The 16,341-nt window shown below is 37.7% G+C and carries 9 protein-coding genes; 7 read left to right on the plus strand and 2 right to left on the minus strand.

The window, feature by feature from the left end:
- Positions 1 to 36: 36 nt before the first annotated feature.
- On the minus strand, positions 37 to 1,146 hold the full coding sequence (locus tag ACFFHK_RS01415) for a site-specific DNA-methyltransferase (protein WP_382368188.1): 1,110 nt from the start codon (positions 1,144 to 1,146) through the stop codon (positions 37 to 39).
- 2 nt (positions 1,147 to 1,148) lie between these two features.
- Positions 1,149 to 1,946: a hypothetical protein gene (locus ACFFHK_RS01420; RefSeq protein ID WP_382368191.1), complete on the minus strand. Its 798-nt coding sequence runs from the start codon at positions 1,944 to 1,946 to the stop codon at positions 1,149 to 1,151.
- A gap of 181 nt (positions 1,947 to 2,127) precedes the next feature.
- Here ACFFHK_RS01420 and ACFFHK_RS01425 point away from each other — a divergent pair, with 181 nt between their 5' ends.
- The 7 genes from ACFFHK_RS01425 (at position 2,128) to ACFFHK_RS01455 (ending at position 15,741) form a co-directional block, all read left to right on the plus strand.
- Entirely contained in the window at positions 2,128 to 2,739 is a 612-nt protein-coding gene (locus ACFFHK_RS01425) for a GNAT family N-acetyltransferase (RefSeq protein ID WP_382368194.1), read from the plus strand.
- Positions 2,740 to 2,777: 38 nt separating this feature from the next.
- On the plus strand, positions 2,778 to 3,374 hold the full coding sequence (locus ACFFHK_RS01430) for a cysteine hydrolase family protein (protein ID WP_382368197.1): 597 nt from the start codon (positions 2,778 to 2,780) through the stop codon (positions 3,372 to 3,374).
- A gap of 202 nt (positions 3,375 to 3,576) precedes the next feature.
- Positions 3,577 to 8,115 carry a 1,4-alpha-glucan branching protein GlgB gene (glgB, locus tag ACFFHK_RS01435; RefSeq protein WP_382368200.1) on the plus strand — a complete coding sequence of 1,513 codons (4,539 nt, stop codon included), beginning with the start codon at positions 3,577 to 3,579 and terminating at the stop codon, positions 8,113 to 8,115.
- Between the two features lie 14 nt (positions 8,116 to 8,129).
- Positions 8,130 to 10,109, plus strand: coding sequence for a glycogen debranching protein GlgX (glgX, locus tag ACFFHK_RS01440; protein WP_382368203.1), 1,980 nt, complete (start codon positions 8,130 to 8,132; stop codon positions 10,107 to 10,109).
- Between the two features lie 22 nt (positions 10,110 to 10,131).
- The gene (gene glgC / locus ACFFHK_RS01445) at positions 10,132 to 11,448 is read left to right on the plus strand and encodes a glucose-1-phosphate adenylyltransferase (protein WP_382368206.1); all 1,317 of its coding nucleotides are present in this window, start codon (positions 10,132 to 10,134) and stop codon (positions 11,446 to 11,448) included.
- 102 nt (positions 11,449 to 11,550) lie between these two features.
- A complete protein-coding gene (gene glgA / locus ACFFHK_RS01450; protein WP_382368209.1) occupies positions 11,551 to 12,981 on the plus strand; it encodes a glycogen synthase GlgA in 1,431 nt (476 codons plus the stop codon).
- Between the two features lie 252 nt (positions 12,982 to 13,233).
- Positions 13,234 to 15,741 carry a glycogen/starch/alpha-glucan phosphorylase gene (locus tag ACFFHK_RS01455; RefSeq protein ID WP_382368212.1) on the plus strand — a complete coding sequence of 836 codons (2,508 nt, stop codon included), beginning with the start codon at positions 13,234 to 13,236 and terminating at the stop codon, positions 15,739 to 15,741.
- The last annotated feature ends 600 nt before the right edge of the window (positions 15,742 to 16,341 follow it).

Here is a 16,341-nt window from a genome sequence, read left to right on the forward strand (position 1 = left end):
ATTTATTAATACATAATATAATAGATATTATTATAGTTAATCTAGCATAATTAATTGGAAATCTGCTTTGTCTAGATTTTTTTGTATTACCTTCAATGATATAGGGGAAATATCAACACCAATCCATTTTCTGCTTAGTTTTTCAGCTGCTTTTAATGTAGAACCACTACCAGCAAAACAATCTAGTACGATAGAATTTTGATTTGATGATTGAGCAATAAGCATTTCTAACATATCAGCATTTTTTTCCGTTGGATATATTGGATACATAGGATCTTTAAAACGCCAAATATCTTGGATTTTTTTACCTTTATGTTCATCAGCAAATTTTTTGATACGTGGAACACCGTTTTTCGACCATTCAATAAGGTTTTGTGCGTCTAATTTATCTAACTCTTCTGGTGAAGCTCTCCAGTGCCTACCTTTTGGTGGTAACATTCCTTTCCATTCTTGTCCTGTATCACCATTTAATGTTTCACCTGGCGCATGAACAGGAACGGTATTATATCTCCGACCATCACTATCGACTTTATGGAACATTTTGATCTTATCATTTTCAGATAGCGGTTCGGTGATATTATTAAAAATATTTTTTTTATGATTTTTAGCATAGAAAAGAATAATATCTTTTTCATTTCCATAAGCTCTACGCTTAAAATTTTTAGGGTTAGATTTTATTCTAGATATATCATTAATAAAGTTATCTATTCCAAATATTTCATCAAGTATTAATTTTAAGTAATGTCCCATTTTACTATCTATATGAACATATAAAGAACCTTGTTCTGAAAGTAATTCCTTCATCAGTAGTAATCTTTCTCGCATAAATTCTAAATATTCTGTAATTGTATAATTGTCATTGTATGCGATGAGTGCATTATGATCTTTTGATCGACTGATGGTACTAACTCTTTCATCATTAGATACCGTAAATATTTGATTAGTATTATACGGAGGATCAATATAAATTAAGTCAATCGCACCTTTTAAACCGTGATTTAATAGTATAGATAGTGCCTTAAAATTATCCCCAAAAATAAATAAATTATGATCTTTTGGGATCTCAATAGCTGTTGAGGGTAAATTATTTGTGGCAAGATCAAAAATAGCGTTTATGCTTTTTTTTCCTTGATATATTAGTTCCATAATTATAGTTGATATAAATAATCTCTTAAAAGAATAGATGAAATGACTACTTCATCATCACTAAAAGAACATAATTCTTTCATCATTTTGTGATGACCTGTTATATATAGGACGCCATCAAGTATAGAAATAATTTTTACCTTTTTATCTGTTTTATTTAGAGATGATCTCATGGTTGCAATAGCGTCATTAAATTGCGAATTTTGATGCCCTCCAAAGTCAGTCAAAAACTTAGCTTCAGCTAAAATATAAGTATTATTAAATTTAGCAATAAAATCCAATCCTTTATCGTGGTTATAGCCTAAATATTGTTTTGCATAGTTTTTCATCTGATCATCACTACTATTATAGATAATATTTTGATCAGCATTTATAAAGTATGTAAAATCATCAGTGATTTTTGCGCCTAATGCCCCTGTTCCTATCCAACGTTTAAATAGAGGTCCAATTTGTCGGTTTGTTTCTTTTGGAACACTAATTTTATCAATGATTTCATCAAATCCCATATCCACTAATATGCCAAAAAGACGATCTAACGTATTTGGATTTCTTTCTATTGCTGATCTATCTCTTTTAAAATAAGCAACATAACTATCCTTAATTGGAAAAATCTCCTGTTGTAGAAGTGTTAGTAGTAGATTTTTCTTATCTTGATGGGTTAAATAATGCTTTATATTATTTGCTGTTTCTTGGGTTATTTCTCGTCTTAGGTTGATCGACATAGGATAAACTTTATACAATAAATCAAGATAATTTCTTTGATTGGCTAATTCAATGCTTTTGGTTGTCCATATATTCATGAATTTTCCCTTTTTAGCAAAAGTATCTAGTTAAAAATTTTGTCATTAGATACTAAAACAGCGGAAAACGCAATTTCATTCTTTTTAAGTGTTGCTAAATAAAGCATACATTAAATTTATTTTTCAGATATTTAAAAATGTGTATTATCAAGTAGTTTTAGCCATAAATAAGGAAGTGAAAATGCAATATAACCATAGCGATATTATTATTCGTGTTGCAACATTAGAAGACGTACCAGCAATTTTAGCGATTTATGCCCCTTATGTTGAAAAAACAGCAATTACATTTGAATATGATGTGCCGAGTTTAGCGGAATTTCAAGCTAGAATGAAAAAGACATTAACCAAATATCCATATATTGTGGCAGAAAAATCAGGTGAAATTGTGGGTTATGCTTATACTAGCGCATTTGTCGGTCGCGCTGCTTATAATTGGGCAGTTGAAACAACGATTTATTTGCAAGAAACGCAAACAAAATCTGGTTTAGGTAAGAAACTTTATACGGTAATTGAGAATATTTCTAAAGCACAACATATTTATAATTTAAATGCTTGTATCGGTTATCCAGAAAAAGAAGATCAATATTTGACAAAGAATAGTGCAGATTTCCATCGTCATTTAGGTTATCGCTTAGTTGGGGAGTTTCATAAATGTGGTTATAAATTTGGCACTTGGTACAATATGGTGTGGATGGAAAAGTTGTTAGGGCAGCATTCTGAAAATCCTGAACCTGTTATTTGGTTTCCGCAGTTAGATCGGAAAGTATTGCAGAATTTAGGGATAACATTGTAGTTTAACTTATTTCATATTGTGAATTTTAGGAGGAATGTGTGCATTCTAATATTTTAAATCCAGCATTAATCTTAATTGATATTCAACAAGGATTTGATATTCCTGATTATTGGGGTGAGGAAAGAAATAATCCAAATGCAGAAGAAAATGCGGCATTACTGTTACAGCATTGGCGTAATCAAGGTTACCCGATTTTTCATATTCAACATTGTTCTCAAAATCCTCATTCTTGTTTGTTTGCTACACATCGTGGGTACCAATTTAAATCTTTAGTCGCTCCACAACCAGATGAGATTGTGATTCAGAAAAGTGTCAATAGTGCTTTTATTGGTACGGCGTTAAAGCAATTATTAGATAAACAACAGATTAAACAAGTTGTGATTGCAGGATTAACGACCGATCATTGCGTTTCAACTACAACTCGAATGGCGGGAAATTATGGTTATGAGGTGTTTTTAGCTGCTGATGCAACAGCAACCTTTAATCGAAAAGGTGTAAATGGAGAAAGCTTTCCTGCGCAACTTATTCATGATACCGCTTTAGCGAGTTTACATGGAGAGTTTGCAACGGTATTAGATACCGCTGAAATTGTGCGTCTTTTTGTAATAAAAAGTAAGTTTTCAGACGAAATTTAGTAAAAAATAGCGGAGGTTGTAAGAAAAAACAGCAAAAAATAAAAAATATTGTGGGCGAGATCATATCTTTGTTATCTGATGATAGGTTTTGCTATAAAAAAGGAGTATAAATTAGTTATTCGCTGCATGAAGAGTTTAAATAAAGCAAACGATTTCTTCTTTGTTATTTAGCGAGCTGGTTGTACTTATTTGGGAGAATCTTATGGATTCGATAGTTAACTCCTCTCATGGACAGTTGTCTGAACGATCTCAGCTAGAGCAAGATGCCAAAGCTTTAGGCATTGCCCCTGATTATTACAGTTTAGAGGGGGAAAAGATTGCGGTCGATAATACTATATTAAGGACATTAATCGACTGGTTAAAATTAAATACACCCAATTCACCGAATCATTTTAAGAATATTTTTGTTATTAATGCTGAATCCGTTGCTCGCCTAGATTGGCAAACATTGCAGTTTGCTCCTGATGAATTTCCTCAATCTCTGTATAACGAACAACAACAAATTATTGACAATAGTTGGCGAATTGAACCGCAACAATACCTTGAATTAATACCATTACCAATGGGGTATTATTGCTTGGTAACCAACTATGCACGTTATCGCTTATTAGTTGCACCAAGCAAAGCATATCAATCACCGTTATTGAATAATCAACAAAAGGTAAGCGGGTTAAATGTACAGTTATACAGTTTACGATCTGATGAGAATTGGGGAATCGGCGATTTTGGTGATTTACAAAAATTAGCGCAAGAATTTGCACAAGATGGGATTGATTTTATCGGGATTAATCCTTTACACGCCCTTTTTCCAGCCCACCCTGAATGGGCAAGTCCATATAGTCCTTCTTCTCGCCGCTGGTTAAATCCAATTTATTTAGCCATTGATGCTTTACCAGAAATGGCTTCACCAGCAGCAGTAGAATGGCGACATAGTGCGGAAACTGAAAAAGTTTTAGCAGCATTACGTGAGACAGCTTGGGTTGATTATTCACAGGTATGGCAGACTAAATTAACGGCTTTACGAGTAGCTTATCAGGCTTTTAAACGAGAAGGGAGTTTAGCTTATCGCCGTCAAGCCTTTGCGCAATTTGTTGCAGAACAAGGGAAAGCCCTTTATTTGCATAGTTTATTTGAGGTTCTCGATCGCACATTTACGCAAGAACAAGAAGATGAAGAGAATTTAGTCGGTTGGTTAGCTTGGGAAAGAGCATATCAAGATCCAACGAGTGAAACGGTACAACAATTTGCTGAACAACACAGTAAACAAATTGAATTTTATATGTGGTTGCAATGGTTAATGCAAGATCAGCTGGAAACAGTAAAACAAGTATTTGCACAATCTGGGGTCAAACTTGGCTTATATGGTGATCTTGCAGTAGGTGTCGCACGAGGTGGTTCAGATACTTGGGCAAACCGTACAGCTTTTTGTTTGCAGGCTTCAGTTGGCGCACCACCAGATGAATTAGGACCAGCAGGACAAAATTGGCAATTACCGCCATTACACCCGACAGCATTGCGTGCGGAAGGATATGCCACATTGATTAATTTATGGCGTGCTAATATGCAGCATTATGGGATTTTACGCATTGATCACGTGATGGCGTTATATCGCTTATGGTGGATTACACAAGGCTCGAATGCAGCGCAAGGGGCTTATGTACATTATCCAATCGAGGAGCTTATTGCAATTCTAGCGATAGAAAGTCAACGGCAACAATGTTTAGTTGTAGGTGAAGATCTTGGGATTGTGCCACCAGAGGTTAGACAATGGTTAGATCGTTATGGCATTTATTCTTATGCAGTGATGTATTTTAGTAAAACCTATGATGGTTATATGCTCCCAGAGCATTACAAACCGAATGCGATTGCAGTGGTGAGTACACATGATGTTGCCCCATTATATGGATTCTGGCAAGGAGCTGATTTACATACGATGTATCAGTTAAATGTGCTACAAGAAGCACAATATCAACGAGCATTACAACAACGCACAGAAGATAAAGTGCGTTTTGTACAAACCTTAAAACAAGCTAAATTATTAACAACACTACCACAAAACTTGCAGCTTACCGATGAATTAAACCTTGCGATTCATCAACTCGGTGCCGTGAGCCGTAGCCAATTATTTGCGATTCAACCAGAAAATCTGCTTGGAATAGAATCTTCTTTTAATATTCCAGGTATTTCTCGAGCATATCCAAATTGGCGTTATCGTTTACCTGTATCACTACTTGATAGCCAAGTTTGTCAAAAATTACATTATTTCTATCGACAAATTATTTCCGCACGTCAACAACTTTCAATAAATATTGCACCAGTGTGTTATCAAGAGAATCTCAAACTTATGCTATTAGGGGATAATATGATTACCATCGATTATAACCAAATTGATCAGTTATTTAATGCCGTACATGGCGATCCATTTTCATTCTTAGGGGCACATACTTCTGCACAAGGCTTAATTATTCGTGCATTAATACCAGATGCAAAAAGTGTGGCTATTTATAATCGACAAAAAAATCATTGTTTGGCTGATATGCAAATGGTCGATGAGCGAGGTTTCTTTATTGCGTTATTACCTCGTGCAACCGCTGAGCTACATTATCTCTTTAAGATTGATTATGGCAATGGTGCAGAGCCAATTTATCAAGAAGATCCTTATCGTTTCCCATCTTGTTTATTTGCATTAGATAATTGGTTATTGAAAGAGGGAACACACCAACGTCCATATGAAGCCATGGGGGCGCATTTAACAGAAAACAGTTATGTATCTGGCGTGAACTTTAGTGTGTGGGCACCAAATGCTAGACGTGTTTCTGTGGTAGGCGATTTTAACCAATGGGACGGTCGCCGTCATGCGATGCGATTCCATCGAGAAAGTGGTATTTGGGAAATTTTTATTCCAGAAATTGGTGAGGGCTGTTTATATAAATTTGAGATTTTAGATGCAAACGGAGCAGTTCGTTTGAAATCAGATCCTTATGCCTTTGGTACGCAACTTCGCCCTGAAACTTCATCAGTTGTTACCAAACTACCGCCAAAACAACCATATACTGCGGAAAGAGCAAAAGCGAATGCTGTTGATGCTCCAATTAGCATCTATGAAGTACATTTAGGATCTTGGCGACGTAATTTAGCTAACAACTATTGGTTAAATTATCAAGAAGTCGCTGAAGAATTAATTCCTTATGTAAAAGAAATGGGCTTTACTCATATTGAGCTGTTGCCATTATCGGAATTTCCCTTTGATGGTTCTTGGGGGTATCAACCATTAGGTCTGTATGCGCCAACACGCCGCTTTGGTGATGCGCAAGGATTATCTTATTTCATCGAAAAAGCACATCAAGCAGGGATTTATGTGTTGTTGGATTGGGTAGTGGGACATTTTCCAAGCGATGAGTACGGTTTGAGCAAATTTGATGGCACAGCACTCTATGAACACGCCGATCCCCGAGAAGGTTATCATCAAGATTGGAATACCTTAATTTATAACTTTGGGCGTAATGAAGTTCGTAATTATTTAACAGGAAATGCGCTGTATTGGATTGAGCGTTATGGCTTTGATGGTTTGCGCGTCGATGCTGTAGCTTCAATGATTTATCGTGATTATAGTCGTTCTGATGGGGAATGGATTCCAAACCAATATGGTGGACGGGAAAATTTAGAAGCGATTAATTTCCTCCAACGTACCAATGCGTTATTGCAGAATGAACAGCGAGGTGTGTTGTCAGTCGCAGAAGAGAGTACTTCATTTGCTGGCGTAAGTCATGCGACGGAAAATGGTGGTTTAGGTTTCCAATTTAAATGGAATATGGGTTGGATGAATGACACATTACGCTATATGAAACTCGATCCAATTTATCGTAAATATCACCATAACTTACTCACATTCGGCATGATGTATCAATATAGCGAAAATTTTGTATTACCGTTGTCGCATGATGAAGTCGTACATGGTAAAGGTTCATTGCTTACGAAAATGCCAGGTGATTGTTGGCAAAAATTTGCGAATTTACGGGCTTACTATGGCTATATGTGGGGTTTCCCAGGTAAGAAATTACTGTTTATGGGTAATGAATTTGCTCAAGGTCGAGAGTGGAACTATCAAGAAAGTTTAGACTGGTTCTTGCTTAATGAAGAACATGGCGGTTGGCATAATGGTGTGCAACGTTGGGTGCGAGATTTAAACCACACTTATCAACGTTATCCTGCATTATGGCAACAAGATCAGCAGCCGAATGGTTTTGAATGGTTAGTGGTAGATGATGCGGATCAATCTGTTTTGGTGTTTGCTCGTTATGCAAAAAGTGGTGAAACCTTAGTTGTGGTGTGTAATTTTACCCCTGAAGTAAGACATAACTACCGTTTTGGTGTGAATAAGGGTGGTTTTTATCGTGAAATTTTAAACTCTGATGATCCAAGTTATATGGGAAGTGGCGTACATAATTCAGGGGGGCTTTGGAGTGAAAAAATTGCTAGCCATGGTAAGAAGTACTCATTAAGTGTCGAAGTGCCACCACTCGGAGCGGTCTATTTTGTATTAGAGAATGAAATAGTTGATGAGGAAGGATCCTTTGCCAGGAGTGAATTAAAGAATACGGCAAAAGAAGCAGTAAAAACAGGCAAGAAAGCCACCAAAAAAACGACTGCAACAGGTAAAAAAACAGCGAATAAATCGACAAAAGCAAAAACGACAACGACGACAAAAAGTACAACTAAGAAAAAGATAATTAAGCAATAAGCAAGGATTTTTGTATGGCGACAACACGAGAAACCTTTATTGGTTACGACTATCCGCTAGGGTATAGCATAACGCAGTATCAAGGGCGCAAAGGCGTGAATTTTGCGATTGCTGCGCCAAATGCTACGCAGGTTTGGCTGTGTTTATTTGATGAATTACAGCATGAAACCCGCTATCTCATGTATCGCCATTATGATTGTTTTAGTCTGTTTATCACCAATATTTCCTTTGGACAACAATATGCCTTTCGTGTAGAGGGCGGGCAGGAGCAAGGTAATTGTTATAACGTTAGCAAATTACTGCTAGATCCTTATAGTCGGTTAGTGGTAAATGTGCCAGAGCTTGCTACTGAACAACAGTTAGTACCTTTTTTATGGGATAACCAACAAGATAATGCAGCGTTAGCAGCAAAAAGTGTGGTGGTAGATACGGCATTTGATTGGGAAAATGACAAACCACTAAGAACTCCTTGGTCACAAACTATTATTTATGAATTACATATTAAAGGATTTTCTCAATTAAACGATCGCATTCCTGCTACTTTACGAGGAACATTTGCTGGATTAGCTGATCCTGTAAATGTGGCATATTTACAAAAATTAGGGATAACTGCAGTAGAGTTATTGCCAATAACGTTGCATTTAGATGAACCTCGTTTGCAGAGAATGGGGAAAAAGAATTATTGGGGCTACAATGTTTTAGCACATTTCGCACCCGATCAACGATTTGCCGCCTCAGAAGCAGTGTTATTGGAATTAAAATCGTTAATCAAAACCTTACATCAAGCGGGAATAGAGGTGATCTTAGATGTCGTGTTTAACCATACGGCAGAAAATGATATTGCAGGTCCAACATTGTGCCAACGAGGGATAGATAATCGCCTTTATTATTGGCATGACCAACAGCAGCATTATCTTAATTGGACAGGGTGCGGGAATAGTCTAAATCTTTCTGAACCTCGAGTGCTGCAATGGGTAATGGATTGTTTGCGTTATTGGGTAACAGAATTTCATATTGACGGTTTTCGTTTTGATTTAGCCCCTTTACTTGGCAGAACACCTAAATTTGCAAAAAATTCAGCACTCTTTTTAGCGATGGCACAAGATCCGCTTTTATCACAATGTAAGATGATTGCGGAACCTTGGGATATTGGCATTGAAGGATACCAATTAAGCCATTTCCCTCATTTTTTTAGTGAATGGAATGATCGTTTCCGTAGTGATATACGGCGTTTTTGGTTAAATAATAGTCAAGAGTTGGGAGCGTTCGCGCTGCGGTTTGCTGGCAGTGCCGATCTGTTTCAAGCAAAAGGCAGGGCAGTACGCAGTTCAATTAATTTTATTACTGCGCATGATGGGTTTAATTTACAGGATTTGGTCAGTTATCAACACAAACATAATCATAATAATGGTGAAGATAACCGAGATGGTGATAGCCATAACTTTTCGTTTAACCATGGCGAAGAGGGCATAAGTAACGATCCTGATATTTTGCAACAACGTTTGTTAAGCAAAAAAGCGTTATTAGCAACGCAACTATTGGCATTGGGTACGCCAATGCTACTGGCGGGTGATGAAATCGGACATAGCCAGCAAGGCAATAATAACTGTTATTGCCAAGATAATGCGTTGACTTGGTTGAATTGGCAAACAGCCGATCATTCGTTGCGACAGTATGTAGCGGATCTTATTGCCTTACGGAAAGAAATGGGGGCAAGAGGAATTTATGATAATTGGTGGAACGCAGATAATGCACAATGGTTTCGTGCCGATGGTCAACCAATGCAGACACAAGATTGGCAGCAAGGAAGTAGCTTGATGTTGTTATTACAAGGAAAGTATTTATTACTTTTTAATGCTAATCGTACTAGCCAAATTTTCCATTTACCGCAAGGAGATTGGCAAATACGACTTGGCGAGGCGCTTGAGTTACGGCAATCGCAAGCGATTGTTAAGCAACTTGGCATTGTCATCTTAATGCAATCACTGTCTTAAATAGAATATACAGGAGAATATTATGAGTGCAGCAACCACAAGTAAATCCATTCCAACAAGAGAAAGTATCGCTAATGATACGCTAGTATTAATTTTAGCGGGGGGAAGAGGTTCTCGTTTACATGAAATGACGGATCGTCGTGCAAAACCAGCCGTATATTTTGGTGGTGCACATCGTATTATCGACTTTGCGTTGTCAAATTGTTTGAATTCAGGTTTGTTAAAAATTGGGGTGATTACCCAATATGAAGCGCATTCATTATTACGTCATTTGCAACATGGTTGGTCTTTTTTGCCTCGTGAACGAGGGCATTTTGTGGATATGCTTCCTGCACGTCAACAATTAAATGATTCTACTTGGTATCGTGGTACAGCCGATGCGGTATGGCAAAATGTACCGATTATGAAAGAGCATTACCGTCCGAAATATGTCTTAATTCTAGCGGGTGATCATATCTATAAAATGGATTATATGCGCATGATTGAAGATCATATTGAGTTTGGCGGTAAAGCGACAGTAGGTTGCATTGAAGTGCCAAGAGAAGATGCCAAAGCGTTTGGTGTAATGGCAGTGAATGATCAATTAAAAGTCGAAGACTTTATTGAAAAACCAAACAATCCGCCAACAATGCCAGATAAACCAAACTCTTCTTTAGCTTCAATGGGAATTTACGTCTTTGATGCCGATTACCTTTACGATATTTTAGAAAGAGAAGCGAGTTGTGAAGATACGTCGCATGATTTTGGTAAAGATATTATCCCTGCGATGGTGGAAGAAGGTTTACTCTATGCGCACCCATTTGAACGTTCAAGCAAGGGAAGAAATACGCAAGGCTTAATTTACTGGCGAGATGTGGGAACGTTAGAAAGCTACTGGGCAGCTAATATCGATCTTGTCAGTGAAAAACCACAACTTAATATGTTTGATAAAGCATGGCCAATTCGTACAGTACCAAAACAGACATTACCCACAAAATTCTTCTATAAACACCCACATAAACATACCATTGATAATTCATTGATTGGTGGTAGTGGGGTAATTATTGATGCTGAAATCAGTAATTCAGTGTTATTTGATCATGTGCGAGTGGAAGAGGGATCAAAAATTGAATATGCCGTAATTTTACCGCAAGTAAAAGTGGGTAAAAATTGCGTATTACGCCGTTGTATTATTGATCGTAACTGTATTATTCCAGATGGTATGCAAATTGGGGTAGATTTAGAACTCGATCGACAACGTTTTAGAATTAGCAGTCAAGGGAATATTGTTTTAGTAACGGAACCAATGCTAGAAAAACTTTTGGCTAAACAACAAGCAGAAGCAGACATTTCTGCATAATAACTGCTTGTCAGTGAGATAAATAGTTAATATCCACTTTTTTGCGTCAATTAGTGGCGAAAAAGTGGATTTTTCCACGAAAAATAAGGATTTTATTCAATAATGAAAGTACTTCATATCTGTTCAGAACTTTATCCATTAATTAAGACTGGTGGCTTGGCTGATGTGATGGGCGCGTTACCTTTTGCGCAGCAAGCGGAGGGTATGGACGTTAGGGTGGTATTACCTATGTACCCAGCAGTAGCAGAAAAGTTGCCACAACATGAACATTCACTGCATCTTTTTACCTTTGCAGGTCATCTTGAAATTCGTTATGTAGAATACCAAGGCATTGGGATTTATTTAATTAATGCGCCGCATTTATTTAATCGTTCAGGTAATCCTTATCACAATGAGCATTATCAAGATTATGCCGATAACTATTTACGGTTTGCGACCCTTGGCTGGGTGGGGGCAACATTAGCCGCAGGAGCGGATAGATGGTGGGGCGAAGCCGATGTATTGCATATGCACGACTGGCAAGCAGGTTTAGCAGGAGCGTATGCGGTAGCATGGAATTTGCCAGTGAAAAAAATCTTCACCATTCATAATTTAGCCTATGCAGGATTATTTGATGCTCGCCATATGGCAGAATTGCAATTACCACACCATTTCTTTCACATTGATGGGTTAGAGTTTTATGGGCAAATTTCCTATTTGAAAGCAGGGCTATATTACGCTGATGAAATTACCGCAGTGAGCCCAACCTATGCACGTGAAATTACTGATCCAAGTATGGCATATGGATTTGATGGTTTATTGCAAACTCGGGCTGCACAACAGCGCTTGCATGGGATTTTAAATGGCGTAGATGATCAGGTATGGAATCCAGCTACTGATCCAAACCTCGAAAAAACATACAAAATTGGCAAAATGCAAGGCAAGAAAAAAGATAAAGAGGCGTTGCAAGCGGAATTTGGCTTAGCACAAAATCCAGATGCGCCGTTATTGGTGATGGTAACGCGTTTAGTAGAGCAAAAAGGGGCGGATTTAGTCATTGCGGCAGCCGAAGCGATGGTGAATAAAGGTATCCAACTGGCAGTGTTAGGGGCAGGAGCACCACATTTTGAAGAGGCTTTACGTCATCTTGCTGCAACCTATCCAAGTCAAATTGGCGTAAAAATTGCTTACAATGAAGCCTTATCGCACCGTATGGTGGCAGGTGGTGATGTGATTTTAGTCCCGAGCCGTTTTGAGCCTTGCGGATTAACGCAACTTTATGGCTTGAAATACGGTACCTTGCCATTAGTCAGAGCAACAGGTGGTCTCGCGGATACCGTTGTCGATACCACACCAGACAGCCAAAAAGCGAAAACCGCAACAGGGTTTGTTTTCTTACACGCAGATGTGAATGGTTTCCTTTATGCGATCGATAAAATGCTAGAGATTTGGCAAAAGCCGCGTCAATGGAGTGTTATTCGTTCAACCGCAATGCAACAAGATTTTAGTTGGCAAAAAGCAGCTAAATATTATTTAGCGTTATATCAAAAATAACGAAATATTACTGAATAAATAGTGTGTATAACTGCATTTATGCACGCTATTTTTTGTTTATTGCCGAGAGAAAAAAATAATCATTTTAAAATCAATTAATTATTAGTAAAGGAAAGCGTTTTTGATTGCGGCGCTAATGAATATTTATACAATTTTAGGGTAAATAATGTTCGTTTTTCATTGAAAAAACCACCAAAATAACATAGGATACCCGCCGCAAAAATGAGCCATTTCCCTATTGGAGAGCAACAAATGCCATCGAATAAAATTAAATTTACCTATAATGCACCCGCCAGAGATGTTGAATCGCTAAAAGCTACCATCGTTTCAAAACTGATTTATAACTTATGTTGTGAACCCTCAGAAGCAAAACTCACTAACTGGTTAAATGCTGCACTTTATACCGTGCGTGATTTAAGCGCCCAATCTCGTTTACATACTCGCCGTGCGATCAAACATGAAAAATCGCGCCGTGTTTATTACCTTTCTATGGAGTTCCTGATGGGGCGCGCGTTTAGCAACGCGCTGATTGCTGAAGATGTTTATGAAGCAATGAAGCAGGCGTTTACTGAGCTTGGTTTAGATTTCGATGCTATCCTTAATCAAGAGGAAGACCCAGGGTTAGGAAATGGTGGGTTAGGGCGTTTAGCCGCCTGTTTCTTAGATAGTCTTGCCACGTTACGCATTCCAGCAACGGGTTACGGTATCCGTTATGATTATGGTATGTTTAGACAAGAAATTGAAAATGGTCGTCAAGTAGAGAAACCAGACGGCTGGTTAGCACAAAATATTGCATGGGAATACAACCGCCCAAGTAAAAAAATTCCTATCCGTTTTGGTGGACATATTTATTATGAAAATAATAAATGTATCTGGAAACCTTCCGATGAAGTTGTGGCATTAGGTTATGACCAATTAATCCCAGGCTATGACAATGACATTGCCAACACCTTACGCCTATGGTCAGCGCAATCGAGTGATGCGTTCAGTTTAAATGATTTCAATCGTGGTGATTATTTTGCTGCGATGGAAAAACAAAACTTCTCAGAAAACGTTTCGCGTGTGTTATATCCAGATGATTCAACCACCGCAGGACGTGAGTTGCGTTTACGCCAAGAACATTTCTTAACCTCCGCTTCTGTACAAGATATTTTACGTCGTCATCTGGATATTTTTGATAATTTAGATAATTTAGCGGATAAAGTGGCGATTCACTTAAATGATACCCACCCAGTATTGGCGATTCCTGAGTTAATGCGTTTATTAATTGATGAACATGGTTATGAGTGGCTACAAGCGTGGCAAATGTGTTGCAAGATTTTCTCTTACACCAACCATACTTTAATGAGCGAAGCATTAGAAACATGGCCAATCGAAATGTTAGGCACAATCCTACCGCGCCATTTACAAATTATCTTAGAAATTAATGAATATTTCTTAAATGATCTACGCGCGAAAGGGTATGGAGAAGATCTAATCCGCCGCGTATCGATTATTGATGAGGATAATGGGCGTCGCGTGCGTATGGCATGGTTAGCCGTAATCGGTTCATATAAGATCAACGGCGTGGCAAAAATTCACTCTGATTTAATGGTGAAATCGATTTTTGCTGACTTTGCGCAAATTTACCCAGATCGTTTTACGAATGTAACCAATGGGGTAACCCCTCGTCGTTGGTTAGCAATCGCCAATCCAAAATTATCGGCATTAATTGATAGCCGCATTGGTAAAAAATGGCGGAAAGATTTAGAAGAACTTAGCCAATTAAATCAATTTGTTGACGATCACGCATTCTTGCAAGATTTCCAACGCGTGAAATTGGAAAATAAACAACGTTTAGCGGATTACATCAAGAAACATCTCGGCATTGAAGTCAATCCTCATGCGTTATTTGACGTGCAGGTAAAACGTATTCACGAATACAAACGCCAGTTATTGAATGTGTTACACATTATTTATCGCTATAACCAAATCTTACAAAATCCAGAGGCAGATTGGACGCCGCGTGTCTTTATTTTTGCAGGAAAAGCGGCTAGTGCTTATCATACTGCGAAGAAAATTATCAATTTAATCAATGATGTTGCACAAGTGATTAATAATGATGGTCGAGTACGTGATTTAATCAAAGTGGTCTTTATTCCTAACTACGGCGTAAGTTTGGCACAAATTATTATTCCAGCTGCGGATCTCTCCGAACAAATTTCTTTAGCGGGGACGGAGGCATCAGGCACCAGTAATATGAAATTTGCTTTAAATGGCGCATTAACAGTAGGGACGTTAGACGGTGCAAATGTTGAAATTCTCAATATGGTCGGGCAGGAAAACGTCTTTATTTTTGGGCATACGGTTGAACAAGTAGAAGCTTTGCGGGCAAGAGGTTATTCACCATTTGAGTTCTTTGAAAAAGAGCCACAACTACATGAAATTGTGCAACAAATTACCTCAGGGCGTTTTTCACCACAAGAACCAATGCGCTATCAAAATGAATTAAATCTGTTTAGTGATTATTATCAAGTGATGGCGGATTTCCGTTCGTATGTGGAAATTCAAAAACAGGTTGATGCCCATTATCGTAATCCGCAAGCATGGGCAAAATCTGCATTAATCAACACAGCAAATATGGGCTATTTCTCTTCTGACCGTTCAATTATTGATTATGCGGAAAATATCTGGCACATTGAGCCGTTGTTAAGTTATGACAAAGAGGTTTATGAGGCGGAGAATTGCGTGTTTGAAGATGAGGTGTCAGAAAAGGTCTAATCTTTCTTCATTTTAGATTTAGGTTTCGCCTAAAGGACGCCTACTAAATTTAATTGAAGAATAAAGCAAAAATAAATTAATGAGATTGCTAACAGACAAACTTTATTTTTCACACAAATCTCGATAAATTTTCATGGGTTCCCTTGTGTCTTGCCCGAATGCAGGAAAGATTTTTAGGCAAAAAACGTCTAATTTTTCGCAGAAAAATATCAGTTTTTTGCCGCTCGAAAAATCTTGACGGAATGAGGAAATAGCAAGGCACTAGGGCGCCGTTTCTTTTCCCCTATTTTCTTTGGGCGAACAATGACAAAAAGCGATAGCTTTTTGAACGTTGCTTGCAACGGCTCGTTAGAGTGAGCAAGCTTGCTTGCGAATAAAATAGGGTCGCCCTTTAGGGCGAAACCTAAACCCAAAATTTCATAAAAATAAAACAAAAATTCATGATCACCTTGTCAACAAACTAAAAAGTAACGTTGATGATACACTCTGTAAAATAAAATCTACGTTTGTAATAAAATAAATTTTGCTGCAAACACCCTTATCTTTATTGTAAAAATGAATAAATTTCAATCATTTAGAAAAGAATAAACAACTTTCCGC

The organism is Gallibacterium trehalosifermentans (genome assembly GCF_042433055.1).
GTDB classification, from domain to species: domain Bacteria; phylum Pseudomonadota; class Gammaproteobacteria; order Enterobacterales; family Pasteurellaceae; genus Gallibacterium; species Gallibacterium trehalosifermentans.

Bases quoted from the DNA above. Each gene is read 5' to 3' on its own strand.
- ACFFHK_RS01455 (WP_382368212.1), top strand. From the start codon at position 13,234: ATGCCATCGAATAAAATTAAATTTACCTATAATGCACCCGCCAGAGAT.
- glgC (WP_382368206.1), top strand. From the start codon at position 10,132: ATGAGTGCAGCAACCACAAGTAAATCCATTCCAACAAGAGAAAGTATC.
- ACFFHK_RS01420 (WP_382368191.1), bottom strand. From the start codon at position 1,946: ATGAATATATGGACAACCAAAAGCATTGAATTAGCCAATCAAAGAAAT.
- glgB (WP_382368200.1), top strand. From the start codon at position 3,577: ATGGATTCGATAGTTAACTCCTCTCATGGACAGTTGTCTGAACGATCT.
- glgA (WP_382368209.1), top strand. From the start codon at position 11,551: ATGAAAGTACTTCATATCTGTTCAGAACTTTATCCATTAATTAAGACT.
- ACFFHK_RS01415 (WP_382368188.1), bottom strand. From the start codon at position 1,146: ATGGAACTAATATATCAAGGAAAAAAAAGCATAAACGCTATTTTTGAT.
- ACFFHK_RS01425 (WP_382368194.1), top strand. From the start codon at position 2,128: ATGCAATATAACCATAGCGATATTATTATTCGTGTTGCAACATTAGAA.
- glgX (WP_382368203.1), top strand. From the start codon at position 8,130: ATGGCGACAACACGAGAAACCTTTATTGGTTACGACTATCCGCTAGGG.